The 22,950-nt window shown below is 63.4% G+C and carries 18 protein-coding genes; 7 read left to right on the top strand and 11 right to left on the bottom strand.

Annotated elements, in window-relative coordinates; all coding sequences use genetic code 11:
* Positions 1–9: 9 nt before the first annotated feature.
* Positions 10–1,548, top strand: a complete 1,539-nt coding sequence (locus B5G02_RS02510; protein WP_094335051.1) for a RyR domain-containing protein — start codon at positions 10–12, stop codon at positions 1,546–1,548.
* Positions 1,549–1,589: 41 nt separating this feature from the next.
* On the opposite strand, the gene B5G02_RS02505 is transcribed toward B5G02_RS02510, so the two are convergent.
* The 3 genes from B5G02_RS02505 to B5G02_RS02495 form a co-directional block, all read right to left on the bottom strand.
* Positions 1,590–2,729, bottom strand: a complete 1,140-nt coding sequence (locus B5G02_RS02505; protein ID WP_094335050.1) for a spermidine synthase — start codon at positions 2,727–2,729, stop codon at positions 1,590–1,592.
* The gene (locus tag B5G02_RS02500; RefSeq protein ID WP_094335049.1) at positions 2,716–4,806 is read right to left on the bottom strand and encodes an elongator complex protein 3; all 2,091 of its coding nucleotides are present in this window, start codon (positions 4,804–4,806) and stop codon (positions 2,716–2,718) included. Before B5G02_RS02500 ends, B5G02_RS02505 begins: the two co-directional genes overlap by 14 nt.
* An 80-nt stretch (positions 4,807–4,886) precedes the next feature.
* Entirely contained in the window at positions 4,887–6,080 is a 1,194-nt protein-coding gene (locus tag B5G02_RS02495; RefSeq protein WP_206383732.1) for an MFS transporter, read from the bottom strand.
* Between the two features lie 100 nt (positions 6,081–6,180).
* Here B5G02_RS02495 and B5G02_RS02490 point away from each other — a divergent pair, with 100 nt between their 5' ends.
* Together B5G02_RS02490 and trmB are read left to right on the top strand one after the other, a co-directional pair.
* Positions 6,181–7,017: a class I SAM-dependent methyltransferase gene (locus B5G02_RS02490; protein WP_094335047.1), complete on the top strand. Its 837-nt coding sequence runs from the start codon at positions 6,181–6,183 to the stop codon at positions 7,015–7,017.
* 2 nt (positions 7,018–7,019) lie between these two features.
* Complete coding sequence (gene trmB, locus B5G02_RS02485) at positions 7,020–7,922, top strand: tRNA (guanine(46)-N(7))-methyltransferase TrmB (RefSeq protein ID WP_094335046.1); 903 nt, start codon at positions 7,020–7,022, stop codon at positions 7,920–7,922.
* A gap of 94 nt (positions 7,923–8,016) precedes the next feature.
* Here the strand turns inward: trmB and B5G02_RS02480 are convergent, their stop codons facing one another.
* Entirely contained in the window at positions 8,017–8,979 is a 963-nt protein-coding gene (locus tag B5G02_RS02480) for a bile acid:sodium symporter family protein (protein WP_241146135.1), read from the bottom strand.
* 243 nt (positions 8,980–9,222) lie between these two features.
* Between B5G02_RS02480 and B5G02_RS02475 the strand changes: the two genes are divergently transcribed.
* Complete coding sequence (locus B5G02_RS02475) at positions 9,223–11,913, top strand: DEAD/DEAH box helicase (RefSeq protein WP_094335044.1); 2,691 nt, start codon at positions 9,223–9,225, stop codon at positions 11,911–11,913.
* A gap of 209 nt (positions 11,914–12,122) precedes the next feature.
* Positions 12,123–12,863 carry an SDR family NAD(P)-dependent oxidoreductase gene (locus B5G02_RS02470; protein ID WP_094335043.1) on the top strand — a complete coding sequence of 247 codons (741 nt, stop codon included), beginning with the start codon at positions 12,123–12,125 and terminating at the stop codon, positions 12,861–12,863.
* Between the two features lie 94 nt (positions 12,864–12,957).
* Here B5G02_RS02470 and B5G02_RS02465 read toward each other — a convergent pair whose 3' ends face one another.
* Positions 12,958–13,284 (bottom strand): HIRAN domain-containing protein, encoded by a 327-nt coding sequence (locus B5G02_RS02465; protein WP_094335042.1) that lies wholly within the window; start codon positions 13,282–13,284, stop codon positions 12,958–12,960.
* Positions 13,285–13,633: 349 nt separating this feature from the next.
* On the opposite strand from B5G02_RS02465, the gene B5G02_RS02460 reads away from it, so the two are divergent.
* A complete protein-coding gene (locus tag B5G02_RS02460) occupies positions 13,634–15,073 on the top strand; it encodes a hypothetical protein (protein ID WP_094335041.1) in 1,440 nt (479 codons plus the stop codon).
* A 58-nt stretch (positions 15,074–15,131) separates the two neighbouring features.
* On the opposite strand, the gene B5G02_RS10140 is transcribed toward B5G02_RS02460, so the two are convergent.
* The 4 genes from B5G02_RS10140 to B5G02_RS02435 all read right to left on the bottom strand — a co-directional run bounded on the left by B5G02_RS10140 (position 15,132) and on the right by B5G02_RS02435 (position 20,063).
* Positions 15,132–15,287 (bottom strand): hypothetical protein, encoded by a 156-nt coding sequence (locus B5G02_RS10140; protein WP_342631297.1) that lies wholly within the window; start codon positions 15,285–15,287, stop codon positions 15,132–15,134.
* A complete protein-coding gene (locus tag B5G02_RS10135) occupies positions 15,227–17,830 on the bottom strand; it encodes a Sau3AI family type II restriction endonuclease (RefSeq protein ID WP_206383730.1) in 2,604 nt (867 codons plus the stop codon). Before B5G02_RS10135 ends, B5G02_RS10140 begins: the two co-directional genes overlap by 61 nt.
* A gap of 140 nt (positions 17,831–17,970) precedes the next feature.
* A complete protein-coding gene (gene dcm / locus B5G02_RS02440) occupies positions 17,971–19,227 on the bottom strand; it encodes a DNA (cytosine-5-)-methyltransferase (RefSeq protein ID WP_094335040.1) in 1,257 nt (418 codons plus the stop codon).
* A gap of 110 nt (positions 19,228–19,337) precedes the next feature.
* Positions 19,338–20,063: an Eco47II family restriction endonuclease gene (locus B5G02_RS02435; protein ID WP_094335039.1), complete on the bottom strand. Its 726-nt coding sequence runs from the start codon at positions 20,061–20,063 to the stop codon at positions 19,338–19,340.
* Positions 20,064–20,282: 219 nt separating this feature from the next.
* On the opposite strand from B5G02_RS02435, the gene B5G02_RS02430 reads away from it, so the two are divergent.
* The gene (locus B5G02_RS02430) at positions 20,283–20,843 is read left to right on the top strand and encodes a ferritin family protein (protein WP_094335038.1); all 561 of its coding nucleotides are present in this window, start codon (positions 20,283–20,285) and stop codon (positions 20,841–20,843) included.
* A 303-nt stretch (positions 20,844–21,146) separates the two neighbouring features.
* Here the strand turns inward: B5G02_RS02430 and B5G02_RS02425 are convergent, their stop codons facing one another.
* Both B5G02_RS02425 and B5G02_RS02420 read right to left on the bottom strand, forming a co-directional pair.
* Entirely contained in the window at positions 21,147–22,172 is a 1,026-nt protein-coding gene (locus B5G02_RS02425; protein WP_094335037.1) for a hypothetical protein, read from the bottom strand.
* A 214-nt stretch (positions 22,173–22,386) separates the two neighbouring features.
* Entirely contained in the window at positions 22,387–22,899 is a 513-nt protein-coding gene (locus B5G02_RS02420) for a hypothetical protein (RefSeq protein ID WP_094335036.1), read from the bottom strand.
* Positions 22,900–22,950: the final 51 nt, after the last annotated feature.

The raw sequence follows: 22,950 nt of genomic DNA, 5'->3' as shown, positions 1-22,950 counted from the left end.
GGGGGCTCCATGGGACAACCAACAGACATGCAAGACCGGCGCATCTCGACCGAAACCGCGACGCTCCCCAACGTCGTCGCGCCCGCCTGCACGGGCTCTTCGTGCCTGAGCTTCGCGACCAATGCCGGGACGTTCGACGCGAGCTCGCTGAAACCCATGGTCTCCTCCGATCGAAAGCATGTCTACCGGGGAGTGCTCACCCAGTCCGACGGCACGCACCTGCCCTGCGTAGCAGTGCTCTTCACCGCGTCCGACGGTTCGTTCTACGCGGCGGAGGTATCCTCACTCGCGCGTAACCAGCTGCTGTGCGTCGGCCCAGATATCTACGAACTGGTTGGGACCGTGATGGTCGACGGGCGAAGTCTGCCGTGCATCCTTGAAGAGGATGCGGGCGTCAATCTTGAGGACGCCCTCTTCCGGAACGCTCCGATACCCGGTGCCGCGAAGGCAGACGGCGCGCGCCTCTCTCCCCTAGGCACGCCCGAACGCGCCATCGAGAACAAGAAGATTTTCTACGACATACTCGACCAGGTTGAACGCCTACACACCCACGGCTTGTACCATCGCGACATTCGCGCGGCGAACATCTGCGTGCGCCGATTTGGCCAGCTCCCCCAGGATATCCACGCCACGCTCATCGACCATGAGCTGGTGACGGATTACACCGGCAGCGACATCCCCGCCTCCGCGGAGCGCTACAGTAGAAGCCTCTTTTCCGACATTCCTCGTCTGAGGTATCCCGACGCCCGGGTGACGCGACCCACTTCGCTCATGCGAGACGTGGGCTATCTTGCGGCGCTGCACTTCGAGCTTGAACGGGGCGCAAGCATCGAGCGCGCCTCAGCTGCAGAGCTCACCTTTGGAGCGCGGCCGCTCTTTCAATATGGCGCGCACGGCGAGGTGGTCATCCGCCGCATCGATCGAGCTGAAGACCTTGACCCGCTTGCCCAGGAGCTCGACCTCACGCCACTCGACGCCAGCCATTTCTTCGACATCAGGCTAATCGCATATGCGCGTGAACGCGTGGCGCCCGGCGGATACCTCGATGCGCGCGCAGACGCCATGCTGCGACGGAATGCATCGTTTTTGCTGCAAGCCCCTATCGACGAGCTGGCGCGTACCGCGAGCTACCAGGCGTGGCTTGAGGAGTGCCGCCGCATCGGCAGAACGCCTGAGTACGGAAGCTTCGACGAACAACCCGAGGTGCTTCGCCAGTCGAACGCCGATCAGGTGCGAGATATTCCTGCGAAACTGTATGCCTTGGGATACCGCCTGGAGCGATTGGACGATGGTGCGTCTCATGAACGCGTGGAGGAGTTCACGCCCGAGGAAATCGAAGAGCTCGCGTTTCTCGAACACCGACGCTGGTGCAACGAGCGACTGCGCCATGGCTGGATCCCCGGGTCCCCGCGAGACGACGTGCGCCGCATTCACCCCGATCTGGTGCCATACGGCGAGCTCTCCGAGCAGAGCCGTGAGTACGACCGCGTCGCCGCGCGAACCATCATACGCATCCTCAAGCAGGCTGGGTTCGCGGTAGTTCGCTAAAGAGCGAACAGCAGGTTAGGCTAAACGTCCCACACCTTTACCTAATCCCTCACCACCTCGCCCAAAAACTCCTCGTCAAACGGCACCGCGCCGGGGAACTGGGTATCCCCGTCCGTCGCCACAACGATGTAGTTGTCGTCGCTCGCACAGGTGTCCTCCTCCACGGGGATCACGCACACGTGGGCGAAGACCTGCGAAAGCGTCGCGACGGTGCTGCGCAGCACGCTGGTGTCGCCGTCACGCGCGACCACATTCGTCGCGTACACGCCACCGGGGTTGAGACACGTGCGCACTGCCTGCGCTGCCTCGACGGTGGCAAGCTCGCGCACGGGCTCTCCGCCAGAAAACGTGTCGTTCACAATCGCATCGTAGCGCTGAGCCTTGGGCTCTCCCGCTTCCAGCCTACGAGCTCGCTTGTCCAGCACCGCCCGGCCATCGCCCTCGTGCACGCGCAGGCGCCGTCCAGCGTAGCGCTCAATCATGTCCAGATAGAACCAACGCCGCGCCGCCTGAATGATCGCAGGATCGATTTCGACCACGTCCACATGCAGACAGTCATGGTCGAGGATCGCATGCTTCGGCCATGAGAACCCACCGCCGCCCAGCGCGAGCACGCGCTCTACGCCATGTCCGGTCGCCGCGCGCACGGCATCTTCGGCATCGAATACCACATCGAAGGCCTTGATGTACTTGAACACCGGCTCGCAACTCTGAAAGCCCAGATACGTCGCAGACTGGTACACGCCGCCCAGGCGCATGACGCGTACGGGCTGCCCCTTCGCGAGCCGTGTATACACAAGCGCACGACCGGCTTGCGTGCGCACGACGTGCGGGTTCACCAGCACGAGCGCGAACATCACAATCGCGATGACCACGATGACGCCGATCACCGGAGCGGGGAACTGTGCCAGCTGGAAGACGAACGCGAGCACCAGCACGAGCGCCACGATGCCCACCGTCACCGCCGCCTGCTTCACGGGTGCGCTCGCGCCGCGCGTGCCCGCGAGCACCTTGCCGGCGACCTTTGCCTCAAGCTCTTCTGGTGTATCGGCCGGGGCGTCACCCAGGAGCTTCGTCTCGATATCACTCGGAACCCTGCGCTCCTCCGCTCCACGCGATGCCGCCGGTTCTTGTACCGTCGCGCCCGCGGGCTTGCCCTCGGTCTGCCTATCCTCGTTCATCGAGACTCCTCTGCTGGTACAGTCCATGGTCGTGGAACCCTAGCATTCTATAGTACTCCCTTGTCCCCACGGCGCTGATGACGTTGATGCGCTTGTAGCCGGCCTCGCGCGCAAGCTCGCAGGCGCGCTCGATAAGCCGACGACCAAGCCCGTGGTGCTGCGCTGCCGCGCCGTCCTCGCCCACGCGCGTCGCCATGCCGTAGACGTGCACCTCACGGATCATGGCCTCCTTGGGATTGATAATGGATGCAATTCCCGTTGGCGAGGCATGGGGAGCGGGATTGAGTGGCTCGAGAGCAGCAGTGCGCTCGCGGGACGGGTCGTCTTGGAGCGACCAGCCAAAATCCCCCGTCCCCAATGGCTGGTGGGGCAGGGAGAGGCGGAGAAAACCGGCGATGCGACCTTCTGGTGTCACCCACTGCAAGAAGCGCTCGTCCGTAGCGCTCGTCTCGTAGGGCACAACGTTGAGCGCAAGCGCGCCCACGTCCACCTCGCTCGTCGCGATCTCGCGATAGCGGATCTCGCGGACCGGTTCGCCCCCGGCAGCAGACGCGCGCGCAAGCCGTTCCTCCACCATCTGCCGCAGGTTCGGCTTCTTGTTGCCCGCCATGATGTCGCCGGACGAAAAGTCGCGGATCATACGCGACACGCGGCAGAACGCCGGCGTTGCGAGCACGTCGGCTGCGAGCACGCCCACAAGCTCATCCTCTGTGTAGGGCACCCAATCTCCCCCTTCGTAGCGCTCGCGCAGGCGCGCGCTCTCAATAAGCGCACAGGGGTAAAGCTTGACCTCGTCCGGCTGGAATGCGGGGTCGGTCACAAAGCGCCGGTAATCCGCGCGGTCGCTCTCGGGCGTGGCACCGAGCAGGTTCACCATGGCGTGCGCGTGGATCTTGAAGCCGAAGAGCCTCAGCAGGTCGAACGCCTGCTCGATCTGCCCAACCGTGGTATTGCGGCCGTTCTTATCGAGAATGCGCTGGTCGACGCTTTGCACGCCCATCTGGATCTTCGTGGCGCCGAGCCGACGGATGTGGACGAGCGCCTCGGGCGTGATGGCGTCCGGCCGCGTCTCGACCACGAGCCCCACCACGCGATGCCGCGCCCGCTCGTTGCGCGCGTGCTCGCGCTCGAGGTCGGCCAGCGTAGCGCGTTGCCACTTCGCTGCCTGGCACCACGCGGAGCTCCCCGCGTAGAGGTGCGCGACCGCTTGGTTGTAGGTGAGCTTGCCGGCGTCGACGGCGCGCTGCGTGGTTTCGAGGACGTCGAGCGGCAACCACGAACCCGCCTCGGGTGCCGACGCGGCGGCGGGCGCGGCCTTCGACATTAACCCGCACGCCACGTACTGAGCGCGGCGCTCGCGAACACCTGGTGGAATCACAGGGACGCCGGGCGCAGCTTGACCGACCGGGTCGCAAGCGGGATCTTCGGCATGCGCCGCACTCTCCGTCCCCGGCATCGCCCCCGGCTCATCCGCGAACCCGCGCAGCATCGGGTTCGCCGCCTCGCCCGCAATGGCGTCGTCGTTGAGCGCGCGAAAAAGCTCCGTCACGAACCAAGTCTGGTATTCCTCGGGGTAATCGCTCCACGTGCCGCCGAGCACGATGAGCTCAATCTTGTCCGTGGCGTGCCCCATCTGGGCGAGCGCCGTGAGCCGCGCGGAAACCTGCAGGTACGGGTCGTAGCAGGCCGCCTCGGCACGGGCGCAGGCAGGTTCGTTGTGCAGGTAGCTCTTGGGGCAGCGCACGTCGTTCGGGCAGAAGACGCACGAGCCGGAACACGGCCACGGCTTGGTGATCACCGTGATCGTCGCCACGCCCGAGGCTGACCGACGCGGCTTCATGCGCAGCACGTTGACGAGTGCGGCCTCGAGCTCCGGCGTGACGTCCCAGCTTGCCCAGCGCTCGGGCTCTTCACGACGTACGCGCTGGTAAAACGGTAGGAGCCGGCGCTTCGCGAACGCGCGCTTGTCACCGCCGAAACGCTTGGCGGCCGCGTGCACGAGCTTTACGAGCGCGCGATCGTCGACCGTCTCCCCGCGGCGCAGCGCAGCGAGTATCTGCAAGATGATCTCTTCCATGTCGCAAGATTCTACCGCATGAGCACGAGCCGGACGCCCGGTGGCCGCGCCGCGAATGTTAAAAAACCCCTGGGGTTATTTTACATACGGCGGCGCATGATGGCGTTGAGCTTCTCGCCCGCCGCAACCATCACGATGAGCAGCGCAGTAAGATAGAACGGATACAGCTCGATGCTCACCATCTGCGCGAGCACTCCGAAGAGCGGCGACATCGCAAGGTTTCCCACATAGGCGAACGCCATCTGCATACCCGTAAGCGCGAGTGCCACGTCGTCGCCGAAGCGCGCCGGGGTGGCATGGATGATCGATGGGTAGATGGGCGCGCAGCCGAGCCCCACGAGCACGAGGCCGACCAGCAGCACCGACTCGTCCAACGGCAACACGATGCAGGCAATCCCCACAGCAACCAGCGCTTGCCCCAACCGAATCATGTTATGGTCGCGCACCTTGAGGGAAATGAAACCGCTCAGGGCGCGGCCGACCGTGATGCCGATGTAGAAGTACGACGCCCAGCTCGCCGCGACCTCAGCGGAAATCCCACGTCCAAGCGTACAGTACGTCGCCGCCCAGTTGCCGCAGGTCGATTCGAGCGCACAGTAGCAGAAGAAGCAGAGCAGCACCGCCGGCACGCCGTCGCGGCGCAAGAGCTCCATGCGCGAAAAACGCGCTGGTTGAACGCGGTCATCACCGGATTCTTCGGCACCTTGCCCCGCAGCGGAGTGCGGTAGCTTCTTCTCTTTCCACAAGGGCAGCGACAGCGTGAGCACCGCGACGATCGCGACCTGGATTCCGCCGAGCACCAAGAATCCGAGCGACCAGGTGCCCACGCCCAGGCATTGCGCCATGATGAGAGGTCCCGCGCTCGCGCCCACGCCCCACATGCAGTGCAGCCAGCTCATATGCTGAGACTCGTAGTGCACGGCCACGTAGGCGTTGAGCGCCGCGTCGACCGCTCCGGCACCGAGGCCGTATGGCACCGCCCAGAAACAGAGCTGCCAAAACTCGCCCGAAAGTGCAAAGCCGGCCAGGCCCGCCGCCGTGAGAAGCACGCTCACCGCGGTCACACGCCCCGTGCCGAACCGCTCGACCACACGCACCGACATGAGGCTCGACACGATCGTGCCGGCAGAGATGATCATCGTCACCGCGCCGACCCAGGAAATCCCCGCTCCGAGCGCCGGAGCCATGAGCGGCCAGGCAGACCCGAGCGCGGCGTCGGGCAGGCCGAGGCTGATGAAGGCCAGGTAGATGATGGGCAAAAGTCCTACGGGCATGGTGCATCTCCTCCGTTTTCGCGAAGGCGCTCCGCTCTCGACGAAACGAGGTCGCCGACTGATTATCATACTGGTGCCGGATCGATTAGTGAAGGAGCACATGGACATCTCGGTCGCCCGACAGCTCATAGATTTGAACACCCGCTTCTACCGCGATAATGCCGCGAGCTTTTCGGCCACGCGCAAGGCACCGTGGGACGGGTGGCGGCGCATCGTGGCACACGTGGCGGCCTGCGTCGACGCCCTCGCGCCGGGTAAGCCCCTCAAGATGCTCGACCTTGCCTGCGGAAACATGCGGCTCGAACGGTTCCTTTCCGAGGAATTGCCGGAGGCGCCTTTCGAATTCCACGCGGTCGATAACTGCGGCGAGCTGGCAACGGAGCCATCGCTGCCGGCGGGCGTCGTCTACCACAACGTCGATATCCTTGGCGCGCTGCTTGACGAGGCTCCGGGCACCCCGGAGATGTTAAAAAACCCCTGGGGTATTTTTACCGATGCGTGCGCCCTCACCTGTTGCTTCGGTTTCATGCACCATGTGCCGAGCTTCAAACTCCGCGTCGCGGGGCTGCGAGAGCTCGTGCGCCACACGGCTCCCGGGGGCATCATCGCGGTGTCGTTCTGGCAGTTCATGCATGACGAGCGACTCGCTTCGAAAGCGCATGATGCCGAAGAAGCCGCTCGCGAACGCGGCCTGCTCGCGCCCGCCGTGCTCGAAGCCTTCGAACCTGGCGACCACCTCCTGGGCTGGCAGGACGGCACGAGCCTGCGCTACTGCCACCATTTCGAGGAGCGCGAGATCGACCAGCTCATCGAGGCACTGCCCGCCGACACGGTGCGCCCGTTTGAGCGTTACTCCGCCGACGGCCGCGCCGGAAACCTCAATCGCTACGTGCTGCTTCGCCGCATCCCCGGCAGCGAACCCGTCATGAAAGCCTAAGCATGGGACAGACGCACATCCGCACGCCGAAAAACTTCGTGCTCGAAGAGCGCCTTGAGCGCTATGCGGACGCCATCGAGGTCGCGCCGGAAATCTACCGTGGCTCCTGGGCGGCAGCGTGCGCGCCCGTCCGCGCGGCAAGCGCTGCAACCGCCGACGACCCCGCCGCCTCCCCCGCGCCCGCGGCTGGCACGTTCGACGCCGTATACCTCGACCTCGGCTGCGGCAAGGGCGCCTACCTCGCCGCCTGCGCCGCACGCGATCCGCGCTCGCTCTACCTCGGCATGGATACGGAACCCATCTGCATCGCGTATGCTGCGCAACGCATCGTCGAAAACAGGCTGAAAAACGCCCTGGTTCTGCCCCGCAGCGCCGAATCGCTCGCACGCATCTTCGCCCCCGGCGAGCTCGCAGGCATCACGCTCAACTTCCCCACGCCGTTTCCCAAGCGCAAGTACGCCGGCAAGCGCCTGGTGAACGTCGACCATCTGCTCGCGTACCGCGCGCTCCTCGCGCCGGACGCCCGCGTCACGTTGCGCACCGACAGCCAACCGCTGCGCGATTACGCGCTCACCCAGTTCGAAGCCGCCGGATACGCGCTGCATTGGGTGTCCGATGACGTGCGCGCGGAACATCCGGGACACCCCGAGACGGAATACGAGGCGCGCCTCGCGGCACAAGGCGCCGCCGTATACGGCATCTGCGCAACACCCGCCGCCGCGCCGACCCCAGCACAAATCCAAGCCGGTCGCGATGCCGAGCAAAGCCTTGCCGAATACCTTCCCCGCGACCTAGGCTCGCTCACCTATGTGCCGCTCGGCATGGAAGGGTACGTCGTGAACGCGCGAAACCGCATGGCGAAAGGCAAGGCGGCAACCCCCAACAGTGATGCGCGAGCACGGTGACGACGGCAATTCCCGTTACCCAGCCGCGGCACGGCGCCGAACGCCTCTCCGCAGCAGGAGTGCCGGAAACAACGGCCTCGAAGGCTCGCCCGCGCTACTCCCGCTTCCTGTGCTCGCGAAGTCGCGCCAGACGCACGCGCTTGTGCTGACGCTCCCGCTCTTCACCCGTAAGATGTTGCACCAATGAGCCGAACACGGCGGCCAAGATCTGCTGGAAGAGCGTCCCCGCCATTACGGGGATGATGGCCGACCCCGGGAAGAACTGCGTCACGATGACCGAGCCAGACGAAATGTTCCGCAACCCAACGCAGAACACCATCGAGAGCATGTCCTGCACAGAAAGTCCTAGGAGGCGGGCCATACCTAAGCCAAGGACGAATCCGAGCGTCGCGAACACGCAAATGAACGCCGCGACCTCGAGCACCAGCGGGTCGAACGAGCGCACGTAGGGAGCAAGCCCCGTGGAATTGCAGGCGATCACGAAGACCGAGAAGAGCCGCGTGAACGCACCGAGGTTCGGCGCAAGCGTCTCGTGGCCCCATCCTTTCGACAACTCGTTCACCGCAACGCCCGCAATGGCCGGCAGGGCGATCATGAACACAAGGTCGCCCACCATGGACCAAGGGTCGACCGTCACCGACGCCCCCATGAGCACGCGCAACGCGAACGGCAACGTCACGGGCGCGAGCACCGTTGAGATGAGGATCGCCGCGAGGCCGAGCGACGCGTTGCCGCGATACATGTCGATCCACATGAAGCTCATGACTGCGATGGGAATGCTGTACTCCACCACGATGCCGGTAATGATGCCCGGATCGGAAAAGATAAGGCCTGCGGCGAGACGAGCGAGCGCCGGCATGAGCACGACGGTGACCGAGAGGATGGCGAGGAGTTCACGCGGGCGGCGGAACGTCTCCGCTACCTGGTGCAGCGAGGTGTTGAGCGAGCCTTGAAAGGTGATGATGGCAAACAGGTACGGCACCGCGGCCTTCGCCGGCCCCAGAACCTGGGGAAACGCGATGCCCGACACGAGGCAGACCGGGACGATGAAGGGCATGTGCCCCGATATGAACGCACTCAGACGGCGTATGTGGCGCATGTGCGAACCTCTCTTTGAACGACCAGCTCATGGTACGCGCACGAACAGTCGAACAGGTGCATGGCGCGAACCTTTAACATGATGGCCGTGAACGCGAAGCCTGCCATGCATACAAGATGCGCCTCAGACACACGATCGCGAGGGCGGCAGCCGGCAATATGGATGATAATGAAAGACGAAACCTCACGAGAAGGACGGAACATGGCATCCAAGGAAACAACGCGGCAGACGGCGGACGCAGGCGCTGCCTCCGCATCGGCCAGCTCATTCGCTGCCGGCACCGGCAGCACGGGCGAGCACGGGTCGCTCGGTGCACTCTCCCCCAGCTGGTGGGAGCCCGAAGAAGGCGAAGAGCCGGAACCCTGGCTCACGCCCGACCAGGCCTTCGAGCGCTTCCTCGCATGGTGCGAGGAGCGCGGCATCGAGCTCTGGCCGCACCAGGAGGAAGCCCTCATGGACCTCGCCGCGGGCGACCACGTAATCTTGGGCACACCCACGGGCTCCGGCAAGTCGCTCGTCGCGCTCGGCATGCTGTTCCTCGGCATGGCGCAGGGACGGCGCGCGTATTACACAGCGCCCATCAAAGCGCTTGTAAGCGAGAAGTTCTTCGACCTCGTCGAGGTACTCGGCCGCGATAACGTCGGCATGATCACCGGCGACACACACATCAACACGCAGGCGCCCGTCATCTGCTGCACGGCGGAGATCCTCGCAAACCAGGCGCTCCGCGAAGGCGAGGACACGGATGTGGGCGTCGTCGCCATGGACGAATTCCATTACTTCGCCGACCCCGACCGCGGCTGGGCGTGGCAGGTACCGCTGCTCACGCTGCCGCACACGCAGTTCATGCTCATGAGCGCCACACTCGGCGACGTGTCGCATATCTCAGCCGCGCTCCACGAGCAAACCGGCACGCCCGTGGACGAAGTCACCGATGCGCCCCGTCCCGTGCCGCTCGCCTACGACTACGTCGACACCGCGCTCGAGGGCACAGTCGAACTCGCGCTTCGCCACGGCGAAGCACCGCTCTACATCGTGCACTTCTCGCAAGATGCAGCGCTCGCCACGGCGCAGTCGCTCGCGAACTTCGGCGTTGCCAGCAAGGAGCAGCGCGAGGCCATCAAAGACGCCGCCAAGGGGACGCGTTTCACCACGGCCTTCGGCAAGATCTTGAAGCGCCTGCTCGCGAACGGCGTAGGTGTGCACCATGCCGGCATGCTGCCGCGCTACCGCCTGCTTGTCGAAAAGCTCGCACAGCAGGGGCTGCTACCGGTAATCTGCGGCACGGACACGCTCGGCGTCGGCATCAACGTACCCATCCACACCGTAGTGCTCACCGCGCTCACCAAGTTCGACGGCTACAAGATGCGCCGCCTGCGGGCGCGCGAGTTCCACCAGATCGCCGGACGCGCCGGACGCGCGGGCTTCGATACCGAGGGCATGGTGATCGCCGAGGCGCCAGAGCACGATATCGAGAACGCGAAGCTCATGGCAAAAGCGGGCAACGACCCCAAGAAGCTGCGCAAACTCAAGAAGAAGAAACCGCCCGAGGGATTCGTGACCTGGAACAAGCAAACATTCGAGCGCCTGTGCGAGGCTGCGCCGGAGACGCTCAAACCGCGCATGCGCGTCACGAACTCCATGGTGCTCGCCATGGTGGAGCGCGGCGGCGACGCGCGCGCCCGCGTCCACGACCTCATCGAGCGCAGCCTGCAGACGCCCGAGGAAAAGCTCAAGCTCGAGATGCGCGCGGACGAGATCTTCGCCACGCTCATCGACACCGGCGTCGTGGTGCGCGAGGAGCTGCCCGCAGGCGACGGATCCGCCCCCGACGCGGAGGCGCAGCCCGCGGTCTCCTACTCCCTCACGGTCGACCTGCCTGAGGACTTCGCCCTCGACCAGCCGCTGTCGCCGTTCCTCCTCGCGGCGCTCGAACTGCTCGACCCGGAGAGCGAGACCTACACGTTCGACCTCATCTCCATGGTAGAGGCGACGCTCGAAGACCCCAAGCAGGTGCTGCGCGCGCAGGAGCGGCAGGCGCGCGACGCCGCGATGGCCGCCATGAAGACCGACGGCGTCGACTACGAGGAGCGCCTGGAGCGCATCCAAGACGTCACGCACCCCAAGCCGCTCGAGGAGCTGCTCGACGTCGCGTTCGCCGAATACTGCGCGAAGGTGCCGTGGGCGGCTGACTACGCCCTGAGCCCGAAGTCCGTGCTGCGCGACATGCTCGAGAGCGCCTCGGACTTCAAGGGATACATCCAGAAGCTCGGCATCGCGCGATCCGAGGGCATCCTGTTGCGCTACCTCGCCGAGGCGTTCCGGTCGCTCGACCGCACCGTGCCACTCGACAAGCGCAACGAGCAGCTCGAGGACATCATCGCGTGGCTCGGCCTCATGGTGCGGAGCATCGACTCGAGCCTGGTGGACGAGTGGGCTGCCGCAGGGGTCGCCGCCGCGCTCGACGTGGCGCCGCCCACGGCAGCGGACGCCGTCGTGGCGGATCGACGCGGCATGACGCTCCTCGTGCGCAACGCGCTCTTCCGGCGCGTGCGGCTCGCCGCCGCGCAGCGCGCAGACGAGCTCGGCGAGCTCGACGGTGCCTGGGGCATGGGCGAGCCGCGCTGGCGGCGCGTGCTGGACGAGTTCTTCGACGAGCACGACGAGCTGCTCCTTGATGCGGATGCGCGCTCCACGGCGTACTTCGCGATTGACGAGCGCGACGAGCAATCCGACCATGTGTGGCACGTGCACCAGATCTTCCACGACGCGGACGGCGATAACGACTTCGGCATCATGGCCGACGTCGACCTCGACGCCTCGCAGGAGGAGAGCGAGGTCGTGTTCAAGAACTACCGTGTGGGCGCAATCGAGGAGCTGCTGGACGTCTAAAGCGACCCTCCACGGGCAGGTGCCGGCCGCCATCGCGCGCGTGTAGCAGGGACGCGCCCGCTGTCAAGCCGGCGACGCACACCGAAGTCCGTGCTACCGCATACCGATTTTTCCCCTTCGCGGCAGGGCGCGGGCGGGACGCGGGGTAAGGTGCATTACACCTATCCACGCGCCGGGCGCCTGCCCGCGTGCGCATCGAAAGGAGCACCATGCTACTTACGGGAAAGACCGCTGTCGTCACGGGCGGCTCGCGCGGCATCGGCCTCGCGATCGTCAAGCGCTTCCTCGAGGAGGGCGCGAACGTCGCCCTGTGCGGCAGCCGTGAGGAAACCGCGCAGAAGGCCGTCAAGGCCATCCTTGCCGAGAACCCCGAGGCGCCCGTCATGGGCATCTGGCCGAACGTCGCCGACGAGGCGGCGCTTGAGGCCGCGTTCCGCGAGGTCGCCGAGCATTTCGGCGGGCTCGACATCGTGTGCAACAACGCGGGCATCTCGCACTCCATGCCGCTCGACTCGTACACGCCCGAGCAGCTCGACCAGATCGTGGACGTCAACATCAAGGGCGTCTTCAACGGCTGCCAGGCGGCGTCGCGCGTGCTGGGCGCGGGCGGCGTGATTATCAACACGAGCTCCATGGTTGCCAAGATGGGCCAGCAGTCCGGCGTGGGCTACCCCATGAGCAAGTTCGCGGTGAACGGCCTCACCGTCTCGCTCGCGCGCGAGCTGGGACCCCAGGGCATCCGCGTGAACGCGGTGGCGCCGGGCGTGACCGCGACCGACATGGTGGCGGCGCTGCCCGAGGAGATGATCAAGCCCATCGCCGACGCCATCCCCTTGAGGCGCGTCGGCCAGCCCGAGGACGTGGCGAACGCGTTCGTGTTCCTCGCGAGCGACCTCGCGTCCTACGTGACCGGCGAGGTGCTTGCCGTCGATGGCGGCATGACCGTGTAAGCTGTCCGCCGTTCTTGCGGGTGCCGCCCATCGACACCCGACCGGCTGAGGGGCGTGCCTCGTGCGCGCCCCTTTTTCGTCGCGTGTGCCGGTGCTACCGTGAATCCACCACGTAGATGCCCGCGCGCACCTGGTGCCACGGGCTGCGGTCGGGCGCAACCTGCTGCACGCGGCATTCGAACGCGTCGCCGTGGCCGAAGAAGAGCATGATGGCAAGCTGCTCGTTGCAATCCTGGGGCACGAACCCGAGCTTGAAGCCCTCGTAGTAGATGGCGATGGCGTTCGGGTCATGCGGGTTGTCGAACTCCGGAACCAGATCGAGCCGCGCGCCGGCTTTGAGCTGCTCGAGCGCGAGCGCCCCATCCCAGAACTGGAACCCCGCGATATAGAACGACAACAGGTTCCTCGACGGCGTGTACATACCAGCCTCCTTGCCTTGCGCGCCCACACCGCGCGGACGCCTTTTCTATAAGGCAAGTGTGCAACCCCGTCCGGACAAAACCGTTTGCGGACGCAAAGCAACCGCTCGCAATTTTTAATCCGCATATCCGGCCACTAGATCTTGATCTAGCGCCCCATGCGAGAGATCATCTCGCTAGCTCCTGGATAGGAGCTGGATTATGGGATCGGATGATCTCTGAACATACAGGCAAAGCGCAGCGAGAGACCGTTTTACCGTTCGTTCAGAGCCGGGTTTCCGGCTTTTCTTCTCTCGGGATTGATTGTCCCTCCCATAGCAATACACCCGCTGTAACGTGGAGGAGATCATCATGAGTAAACCGGGTCTTGTAACCATTCGCGTAGCACAAAAGCAAGAGCAACAACTTCATAGCAGCATCCGAAGGATTATCGGGTTGCTTCCCGCACAGTTCATGGCAGGAATTATCGACAGCCTCGATCTCGATGCGAATCCGCGAAATTCTCGCCTCGGCTCTGTAACCGATGCCATCATTCATTCAATCGAACAAGACGAATTGTCGCAAGACAAGCTCTTTCCCTTCAAAACAAAGGGTATTTTGCTAGCCGCCTCTCGCTATGAGGAGCTTGAGCGAAATCGGTTTGCCCTTCAGTTCGTCGATATAAATACCGAGGGCATTCTCGACGGTGGCCACAATACGCTCGCTGTCGGTACCTACATCCTTCTTCAAGCTATGAAGGCAGCTGGTAAAACCCCTCCCAAGAAAAGCGGAAGAATGATTTGGGAGGACTTTAAGAAGACGTGGGAGGAATGTCGTGCAGACATTGAAGCCTACCTGGAAATGCGCCGCGACAAGACAACTTGCGATAAGCTAGCTTCAAATGGAGTGGGAACGCTCGATTTCGAGATCCCTATCGAGCTGCTCCTCCCTGTAGATCAAAGCAATGAGCTATGTCTCGAAAGCTTCCATACTTCGCTTCTGGAAATCTGCGATGCTCGCAACAACAACGTGCAGCTCACCCAGGGCACAAAAGCAGATAAAGAGGGCATTTTTGATGCGTTCAAAGATCGATTCAAGAAGAAAGATCCCGAACTTGCAGCTGAAATTAGTTGGAAAACCAACGACGGAAATCGCATCGAAAGCCGCACGCTCGTAGCTCTGGCATGGATTCCGCTCTCACTCACTCATTGGGTTAAGGGGAGTGACAAGATTTTCGATGCGCCGACCGCCTCCTCGATTTACAGCGGGAAGCAAAAGTGTCTCGACAAGTTTCTTGACCTCATGCGCTGCGAACAAATCACATCCGAAGAAAAGGATGGGCGTCGAGAGTTGAAGGACGACATTGTGGGAAGCGCGCTCTCTGTCGCCGTCGACCTCCCCTATCTGTTTGACAAGCTCTATGAGATGTTTCCGGATTGCTACAACACGATAGGAAGCTTTGGCCGTATCAGCGCAGTGAAGGGGCTCATGAACAAGCGGAATGAATATGAGACGCCGTTCCTGCGCTCACCGGTTAAGCGACCTGTTCCGGATGCATTCATCTACCCACTCATTTTTGGCCTGAGGGCGCTGATGCGCATAAACAGCACGACGGGTCGCGTAGAATGGAAAATGGATCCGTATGTATTCACGGATAGCGAGCAATGCAGAGAAGCCATCATCCAATACTGTGGTGTAATCCAGCAGTCCGACTATGATCCGCAGAAAGTAGGCAAGGGCGCGTTCAGCTATGTCTCGGCAGAGAACGCCATGAAGCTTGCCTATGGAGATTACCTCGAATCGGAAGCGTAAAACGGCTTAGCTTGCTTTGCCCCGGGCTTCAGCATGCACGAAACCCGGGGCGGCTCACCTAGGCCTTCGCCCTCCGCGCGATCACCTCACCGATGCGGTGCGGGATGCCGACGATGAGCGCGTTGCCCATGCAGAAGGCGCGCTGCTTGTCGGTCATGCCGACGTTCGTCCAACCCTTCGGGAAACCCTGCAACTGGTCGAGCTCGTCCGGCACCAGACGCCGGTACCTGCCGTTCGACGCCTGGATGATATGCGTGCTCCGGGAAGGCGACCCCCCCCCTCGCTCGTGAGGATGGTTCGGGCGGGCGCATTCAATGGGTCGGGAAACGCCATCGCGCCCTCGGAATACCGGTACTCGAAGCCCGTCCGCTTGTTCACGCGCGGTTCGCTCTTCCTCGACTTGCAGTAGCGCCACTTCTCAACCGCATCGTCGGGTACGTAAAATCCGTCCGCCACCTCGCCCTTGGAAACAATCACATCGCCCAAAACAGCACGCGGTCCTTCATATGTGGAACGAACCCGTGCGGTGCAAACCGCTCCTCCCTGCATAACGCCAGCTACCTCGAAAGGCGAGACCTTGCTTCCAACACCGAACTGCTCGGAGTTCTCGAATGGGTCGTCGAGCAGCTCGAACCGGGACGCATCGCCCACCACCTCAGCGGGAAACGCTTCCGCCATGACACCGTCGACAAGGCGCCCATCCAAATCCCACGCCTCGTCCGTCTTCTCGGCATAGATGTACACGCGCCGGCGCTTCTGGGGAAACCCGTAATCCGCGCCGTTGACCACGCGCCATTCGACTGCGTACCCCAGCAGCGCAAGGCACGACAAAATGATGGCGAAATCACGGCCACGTTGCGATGCGGGGCTCTTGAGCAGGCGGTCGACATTTTCGAGCAACACGTACCGGGGACATCCTTTAAGGCTGAGGAACCGGTAGATGTCCCACCAGAGCACGCCCTTCTTACCCTCGATGCCACGCGCGTGCGCGAGCGGCTTGGCCACCGAATAATCCTGGCATGGGAAACCGCCCACCACCATGTCCACATCGGGGATGTCGATTTTCCCCGTCTCGTACGCGTCAAGCACACGGTGAATGTCATCATTGACCACAGAGTCCTCACCGAAACGCGCTCGATAGCATGCCGCAGCGAACTGCTTCGCCGGCGTTCCCGGCGGCTCCCACTGGTTCGCCCAAACCGTACGGAATGGCCCGGCAGCCGGCATCGAGAACTCAGGATGCTCGGGGGCATCGTAGCCCTCGAGGCCCAACCGGAACCCGCCTACGCCGGCAAAGAGCTCGGCCACCCGTATCGTCGTTTCGTCCACGATGCTCCGTTCATTCCTCTGCGCCGCATGAGTGCGCCGCCCCGCGTCGTTCCGCATTACTTTATCGATCTCCTCGCCGATATAGCGCGCATTGAGCCAAAAACACTTTTTCGTCTCCCGCGTACCGTATGGCGTCGGAAGGGTATCGGCTTTGTTGCGACCATGCGGCCGCACATGGCAGCAGCGATTCTCGGTCGATTTCACCGAAAGCTCCGCATGGCCGGCGCGCACGTGGCCTTGCATCTCCTCGTAGCAGCGACGCGCCTCGAGCAGATCGGCGTCGGGCATCTGCCAGAAAAGCACCTCGGACAGCTTGTAGATGTCGCGCGTTCGGTCGTCCTCGCGATAGATGACAAAGAGGTATTTCTGTCGCAGATACCCCAGGAAGTCGCTTTCCTCAAACGGTCGCTCAGCCAGATCGAGATAACTGAACGTCGGAAACGAGATGGATTCCTTCGGCATGCCGTTGCGCTTCAAGCGCATCGTCTTCACCTTGATGCCCGCCTTCTCGAACTCCGCGATCTTCATGTACTCATCGATGCCCAGGATATGCTTCGTGATGAGCGCGCAGAGGTTCTTGGGCTTTCGACGTGCTGTGTCGTAGCCGCAGATACGCGCAAGCTCCTCCTCCGTGCGCCCGAAATATGGCTCGAATCGATGGCGAACGAGCTCAAGCAGGCTCATCTCCACCTCGTCGCATTCGCGCTTGATGCTTTGAACCTTGAGCATTTCATTGAACGTGACCGTCATGTACGACTGCTTGATGGCCCATGCGCGCGGCTTCGCTGGTACGGGGGAGAATGGCTGCGGGCGACGATCGCTCGAGGACGATGCCTTTGTGGCAGCTTCGAGATAGAGCGTATCCGAACCCGAGAGTTCATGCGCATGCCCTGCGCGAATCTTGTTGACGATCGTGTCCCAATCTCGCTTGAACGTGGGCACATCCTCACGGGGGATTCCCCACAGCTCGACGATCTCGATGGGAAAATCCACCGGGCTTATATCTTTGTCGTAGAGATACGCGACGAGCAGGATGCTCTGCAGCTTCTTTTGAAGCGAGCTTGTCTCCCATGTCTCATCCACGACGCTCATGTAATTGATCAAGCTGATGACCAGGCGCTCTTTTGCGGAAAGCGTTCCGTCCTTGCGCAGCTTAAGCGGGGTCGACTTGAGCTCGGTGCCCACCTGGGCAAAATCCGCTTCCGGGTTGCTGTTGATGTCGTAATGGAAGTAGAGTTCCTCGAGCGCGTTACCGAAGGAACCCTTGCGTCGATGGGGATCGGCGATGCCATCGACATCGCATGCCTCGCGCAGCGTCTTTCCTTCGAGCTGCTTCGCATAGGCAAGAATCGAGGCGAGCGAAGCGGGATCGTAGTCTGCCCGCGTATCTGCGGGCCGACTCGCATCCGCTTGCCGTGTATCCCCCATGCATCCACCCCGTAACGAACATATGATCGATCGGCCGATTATATCGATCGATCATGTGTTCTGGGTGGATCATGCGACGTTAAAAGCTGTAGCCTCATTCGAGGAACCCGCTTAACCCGACCTGCCCGGGTTGCATCATTTCACTCCCCTGGCTCGGGCAAGATGACGTCCATCCCGTCATCAACGGGCACGTAGCCCAATGCTGCCAACACGCAGCGACCCACGTGGTACCCCAGGTTCACGGGCACAGCGTTGCCGATCTGCTTGTACTGATGAGCCATGCTCCCGCAGAACTCCCAATCATCCGGAAAGGTCTGGATGCGCGCATACTCACGCACCGTGAGCGGACGCGTCTCCTCCGGATGGCAGCGCTCGGTCTGCTTCTGCGCTGGCGCACATGTGAGCGTGAGACTCGGCTCGTCCCATGAAAGGCGCCGCGCCATGCCGGTTCTGCCGCCGCTCAGGTAATAGCTGCCGCCCATGTACTCCTTTTGCACCGCTTCCGGCAAATCGCGCCAATAGCCGCCCGGGGGAACCTGTTCCATCACGCGGCGCTTCTTCTCCGGATATTCCTGCCCCGGGCTGGCAGGACAATCACGCAGCGCCTCGCGCAGGGTAATCACATAGTCGCGCTCGCGCGGAAAGATGAAGGGGATATCCAAATCGCGCCGGACGGCGAAGATGATGAGCCGCTCGCGCTTCTGTGGCACATCGAGGTACTGCGAGCGCAGCACACGGTAACGCACACGGTAGCCCAACTGGTCGAGTGTCTCGAGCATTGTGGCGAGCGTACGGCCACCATCGTGCTTTACAAGGCCGCGCACGTTCTCGCCGATCGCGACCTTTGGGCGCACATCGCGGATGGCGCGGGCGAATTCGAAGAACAGCGTGCCGCGCGTGTCCTCGAAACCGCGGCTTTTGCCCGCATAGCTGAATGCCTGGCAGGGGAAACCCGCCTGGATGACCTCGGCTTGCATGTCCGTGAAATCGACCTCGCACACATCACGATTGTCGATGTTCCAGCCAAGACCGTGCGTCTCGCTGTTTTGCTTGAGCGTTGCGGCTGCATCGCGATCGATCTCGTTCAGATATACATGGCGAAGCCCTGCGTTATGGAAGCCGAGTGCCGTGCCCCCCGCCCCCGCGAACAGATCGATGCAGGTCGCGTCATCAAAGAGCTCGCCGCTCTCGAGCACGCGGTACTGTGATTCCGCCTCGCCGCTGAGCTTGCGGTGCAGCCGCTCAAGCTCTGCGCGCGAGAACAAGCGCCGGTTGCGCGCATCGCGCGTGTCCTTGATAAGGCCGAGCTTGCTCCAGCGACGTACCGTGTCCACCGACACACCCAGCTCGACCGCAGCCGCCGATGCAGTTACCAGGTCTTCCCGCTGCTCGTTCACCTATGCTCCTTTACAAAAAATAACCCCTACCTATGCAGGGGTTACTTTATCTTACCATGCGGACAATTCTTGCGCGGCCATCACATATGAGAACCGCTCTAGAATAAGCCCTACTCAGCCGGCGCGTCGGGGAACACCGAGTTGAAGAGATCCTCCGCCAACTCGCCATCGGTCGCCGTCGCCAGCGGCAATCCGTGTTCCAGGCGCACGTCGTCTAAGACCGCGGGCAATGCCTCGTATAGCTCGTGTAAGGCGGTGGGACGGTCGAACGCAAAGGCATACGCCGTCACGCCGTCGCAGCATCGGATGCGTTCATCCGCCGCGCGACCCGAGGGAACCCACGGATGGTCATAGGGTTCACGTTTTGAGGGAATCACCTGGATCAGGTAGGACACGGCGTTGTTGCTCTGTGCGAGAAGCTTCAACGTGTCCCACACGTCTTTCTCGTCTGATGCCTTGATGGTATTGAAGCGATTCTTCACTTCGAAATACCCGGGCTTGCCCCACGACGGGAGCAGCACGCCCGGAGCGGTGCGCAAGTCCACTCCGCCGCCATTCGACCCAAGCTCTACGAGGCGCCCCGACAAGCCGAGCACCTTCTGATGCCACAATCCGATAGCATTGGAAAGCGACTTGTTCCGCGAACGCAAATCGTCGAAGTCAACGATGGCGCGAAGCGGCTCATCGAGAATCTTCGCCTGCGCTACGAGCGTAAACGGGTCAGGCGGGAGCGAATCCTTGGAACGGGCGGCGAACATCTTTCCAAAGACGTGGTCCGTCACCTCAAACAGGCGATTCTCATCAATCCACGAAAGCCCGTACGCATGCATGGCCATCACTCCCCTCCCATGGATGGCAATAGCATACCGCATGGTGCGGACAGCAACGAACCCGCGGCTGAAGTTCACCCTGCGCTACTTACTGTGGAGGTCATGCGAGTTTTTGAGAAGCAGTCTCAATATGAGAGAAGGAGAATCCCATTTTGTCATAATGGGACACGCGAAATGCATGGCCGACGTGGCCATGCGCCACCAACTCTACGTAAGGAGAGCAGCATGAAGTTCGTTTGCCCCGTTTGCGGTTACGTTGAGGAGTTCGACGGCGATGAGCTGCCCGAGGGCTTCAAGTGCCCCCAGTGCGGCGTCGACGGCTCCCGTTTCATCAAGCAGTCCGAGACTGAGATGACCTGGGCCGCCGAGCACGTCATCGGCGTCGGCAAGCTCCCCGAGGTCTCCGAGGACATCGTGAACGACCTTCGCGCCAACTTCGAGGGCGAGTGCACCGAGGTCGGCATGTACCTGGCCATGGCCCGTGTCGCCCACCGCGAGGGCTACCCCGAGATCGGCCTGTACTGGGAGAAGGCTGCTCACGAGGAGGCTGAGCACGCCGCCAAGTTCGCCGAGCTCCTCGGCGAGGTCGTGACCGACTCCACCAAGAAGAACCTCGAGATGCGCGTCGAGGCCGAGAACGGCGCCACCGCCGGCAAGACCGACCTCGCCAAGCGCGCCAAGGCCGCCGGCCTGGACGCCATCCACGACACCGTGCACGAAATGGCGCGCGATGAGGCGCGTCACGGCAAGGCGTTCGCCGGCCTGCTCAAGCGTTACTTCGGCTAAACCGCAGGTACATCGCTTGTACAAGGGCTCGTCCTTCGGGACGGGCCTTTTTTTTCGTTTCACGCGCCCGCACGCAGCAGGCGAGCTCGTTCCAGTTGTGTGTGTATCTCGGACGCGCCCCATCGGAAAGCGGGCCGCGGGGCGGCAAAACCCCAGGTCGCAGAATCGCGAAAGCGGCGTCTCGCCACGCAAACGGAAGAGAAGCACACACAACCGCATTGAGCAAACGACCCACACAAAAAGGGAGCCGCCCGAAGGCAGCCCCCTTCACCATGGTTGGATGAGCGAGACGGTTCGCGCAGCTTACCCGCGGTACCCGCCGCGGCCGCCGCCGAAACCACCACGGCCACCACGGTCGTCACGGCCACCGAAGCCGCCGCGCCCGCCGTTGTAGCCGCCGCGGCCACCGCGATCGTCGCGCCCGCCGAAGCCGCCGCGGCCGCCGTCGTTGTAGCCGCCGCGTCCGCCACCGAAGCCACCGCGACCGCCACGGTCGTCATGGCCACCAAAGCCACCACGGCCACCGCGATCGCCACCGCGACCGCCGAAGCCGCCGCGGCCGCCGCGATCGTCACGACCGCCACGGTCATTACGGCCGCCGAAGCCGCCGCGCCCGCCGCGGTCGCCACCACGGCCACCGCCGAAGCCGCCACGGCCACCGCGGTCGTCGCGTGCGCGATCGACGTCGCAGCCCATCTCGGTGAGCGGCTCGATGATCGAATCGAGCACGGCCAGCAGCGTGCGCGCGTCGTCCGCGGAGAGCGTCGGCACGAGCTTCTTGCGCTTGTTGCCGCGCGCCTCGGCCATCGCCACCGCATCCTCGCTCGCGAAGACCACGATGTGGCGCATATCGCCGTCCTCGGGCTCAATGCGCCCGACGATATCGTTCTTCTCAGCCTCGATAAGCAGCTCGTTCAGGGCGCGCAGGCGCATGCCCAGGAGGTCTGCCATCTCCTTCTCTTCCATGCGCGACTTGAGCTCGAGCAGGTGCAGGGCGCGCACCAGATCCTTCGTGCGCTCCGCCTCCTCGGCCGCCTCGTCGGCAAGCGCCGACTTGCGGTTGCGCAGCAGGCGCGCCGCGCGGTTCACCTTGTCAAACAGCAGGTCGTCAAGCTCCTCGGCGGCGGGCTCGGCCTTCTCCGCGGCCTCCTCGTCGCCAGCATCCTCAGCGGAGTCCTCGTCCTCTTCCTCGGCATCCTCGACAACGACCGCCGCAGCCTCCTCGACCACCGCGTCGTCGAGCTCCTCGACCTCGAGGGTCGTCTCGATGCCGTCGACCTCCACCGCGTCCTGCTCCATCATGTTCTCGTTCTCGTCGTACTCAGCCATACGTTCCTCCTACCCTTCCGGGTCTCTCTAGGCGCTCCTTCTCGCGCCCCATACTCAGGCCTTCCGGCCAGCGCCGTTTGGCGCGCACCTAGTGTAGGGGGTAGAGGCGAGCCGTTCGCCGCAGAATTTGCGCGCGCACAAAAGTCGCACGTACGGGGCAGGAGATAGCCTTAGATGTTGTAGATGAGGCGCCGAGCGGCGTGGCAAGCCGCAGCTAAAGCGGCGCGACCACGAGCATGAGGACGAACGCCAGCGAGAACACGACGATCGTCGCCACGTAGACTGCCTGGCTCATGCGGAACGCCCCGTCGCGACCGAAGCGCTCGATGACCGCCTCGGTTCCCTCGGCGCGCATGGCGAGCACGAGGTCGCGTCCCTCGAGCGACGACGCCTGCTCCGCTTCCGCGCGGGCAGCGCCCTCGCGACCGTAGCGCGCGAGCACCACGCCCGCCAGCTCGAACCGCTCGCCCGCGCGGTACGCACGGGTCATCTTCGCGAGGTGCGAGGCGCTTACCCCCACGGGGTAGAGCGCGAGCGCGCAGGCGAAGAACACGTCGGAAAGCGGTTCGGTGACCACCATGATCGCCGTATGGCGCTCCCCCGCTGCCACGAGCAGCAGGCCGAACACCGTGAAGAAGAATGCGGTTCCGAGATGCTTGAGCAGCTGGCCCTTGAGCCCGGTGAACTCGCTGTCGCGCTTGCCCACGACCGCCTGCAACGCTTCCATGGCATCCTCGCTTCCCGGTTCCCCGCGCCGATTCCCGCCGGCGCCGTCGGT

It is taken from the genome of [Collinsella] massiliensis, from assembly GCF_002161605.1.
Lineage (GTDB): Bacteria > Actinomycetota > Coriobacteriia > Coriobacteriales > Coriobacteriaceae > Enorma.
This window is presented reverse-complemented; position numbering and strand designations above follow the sequence as displayed.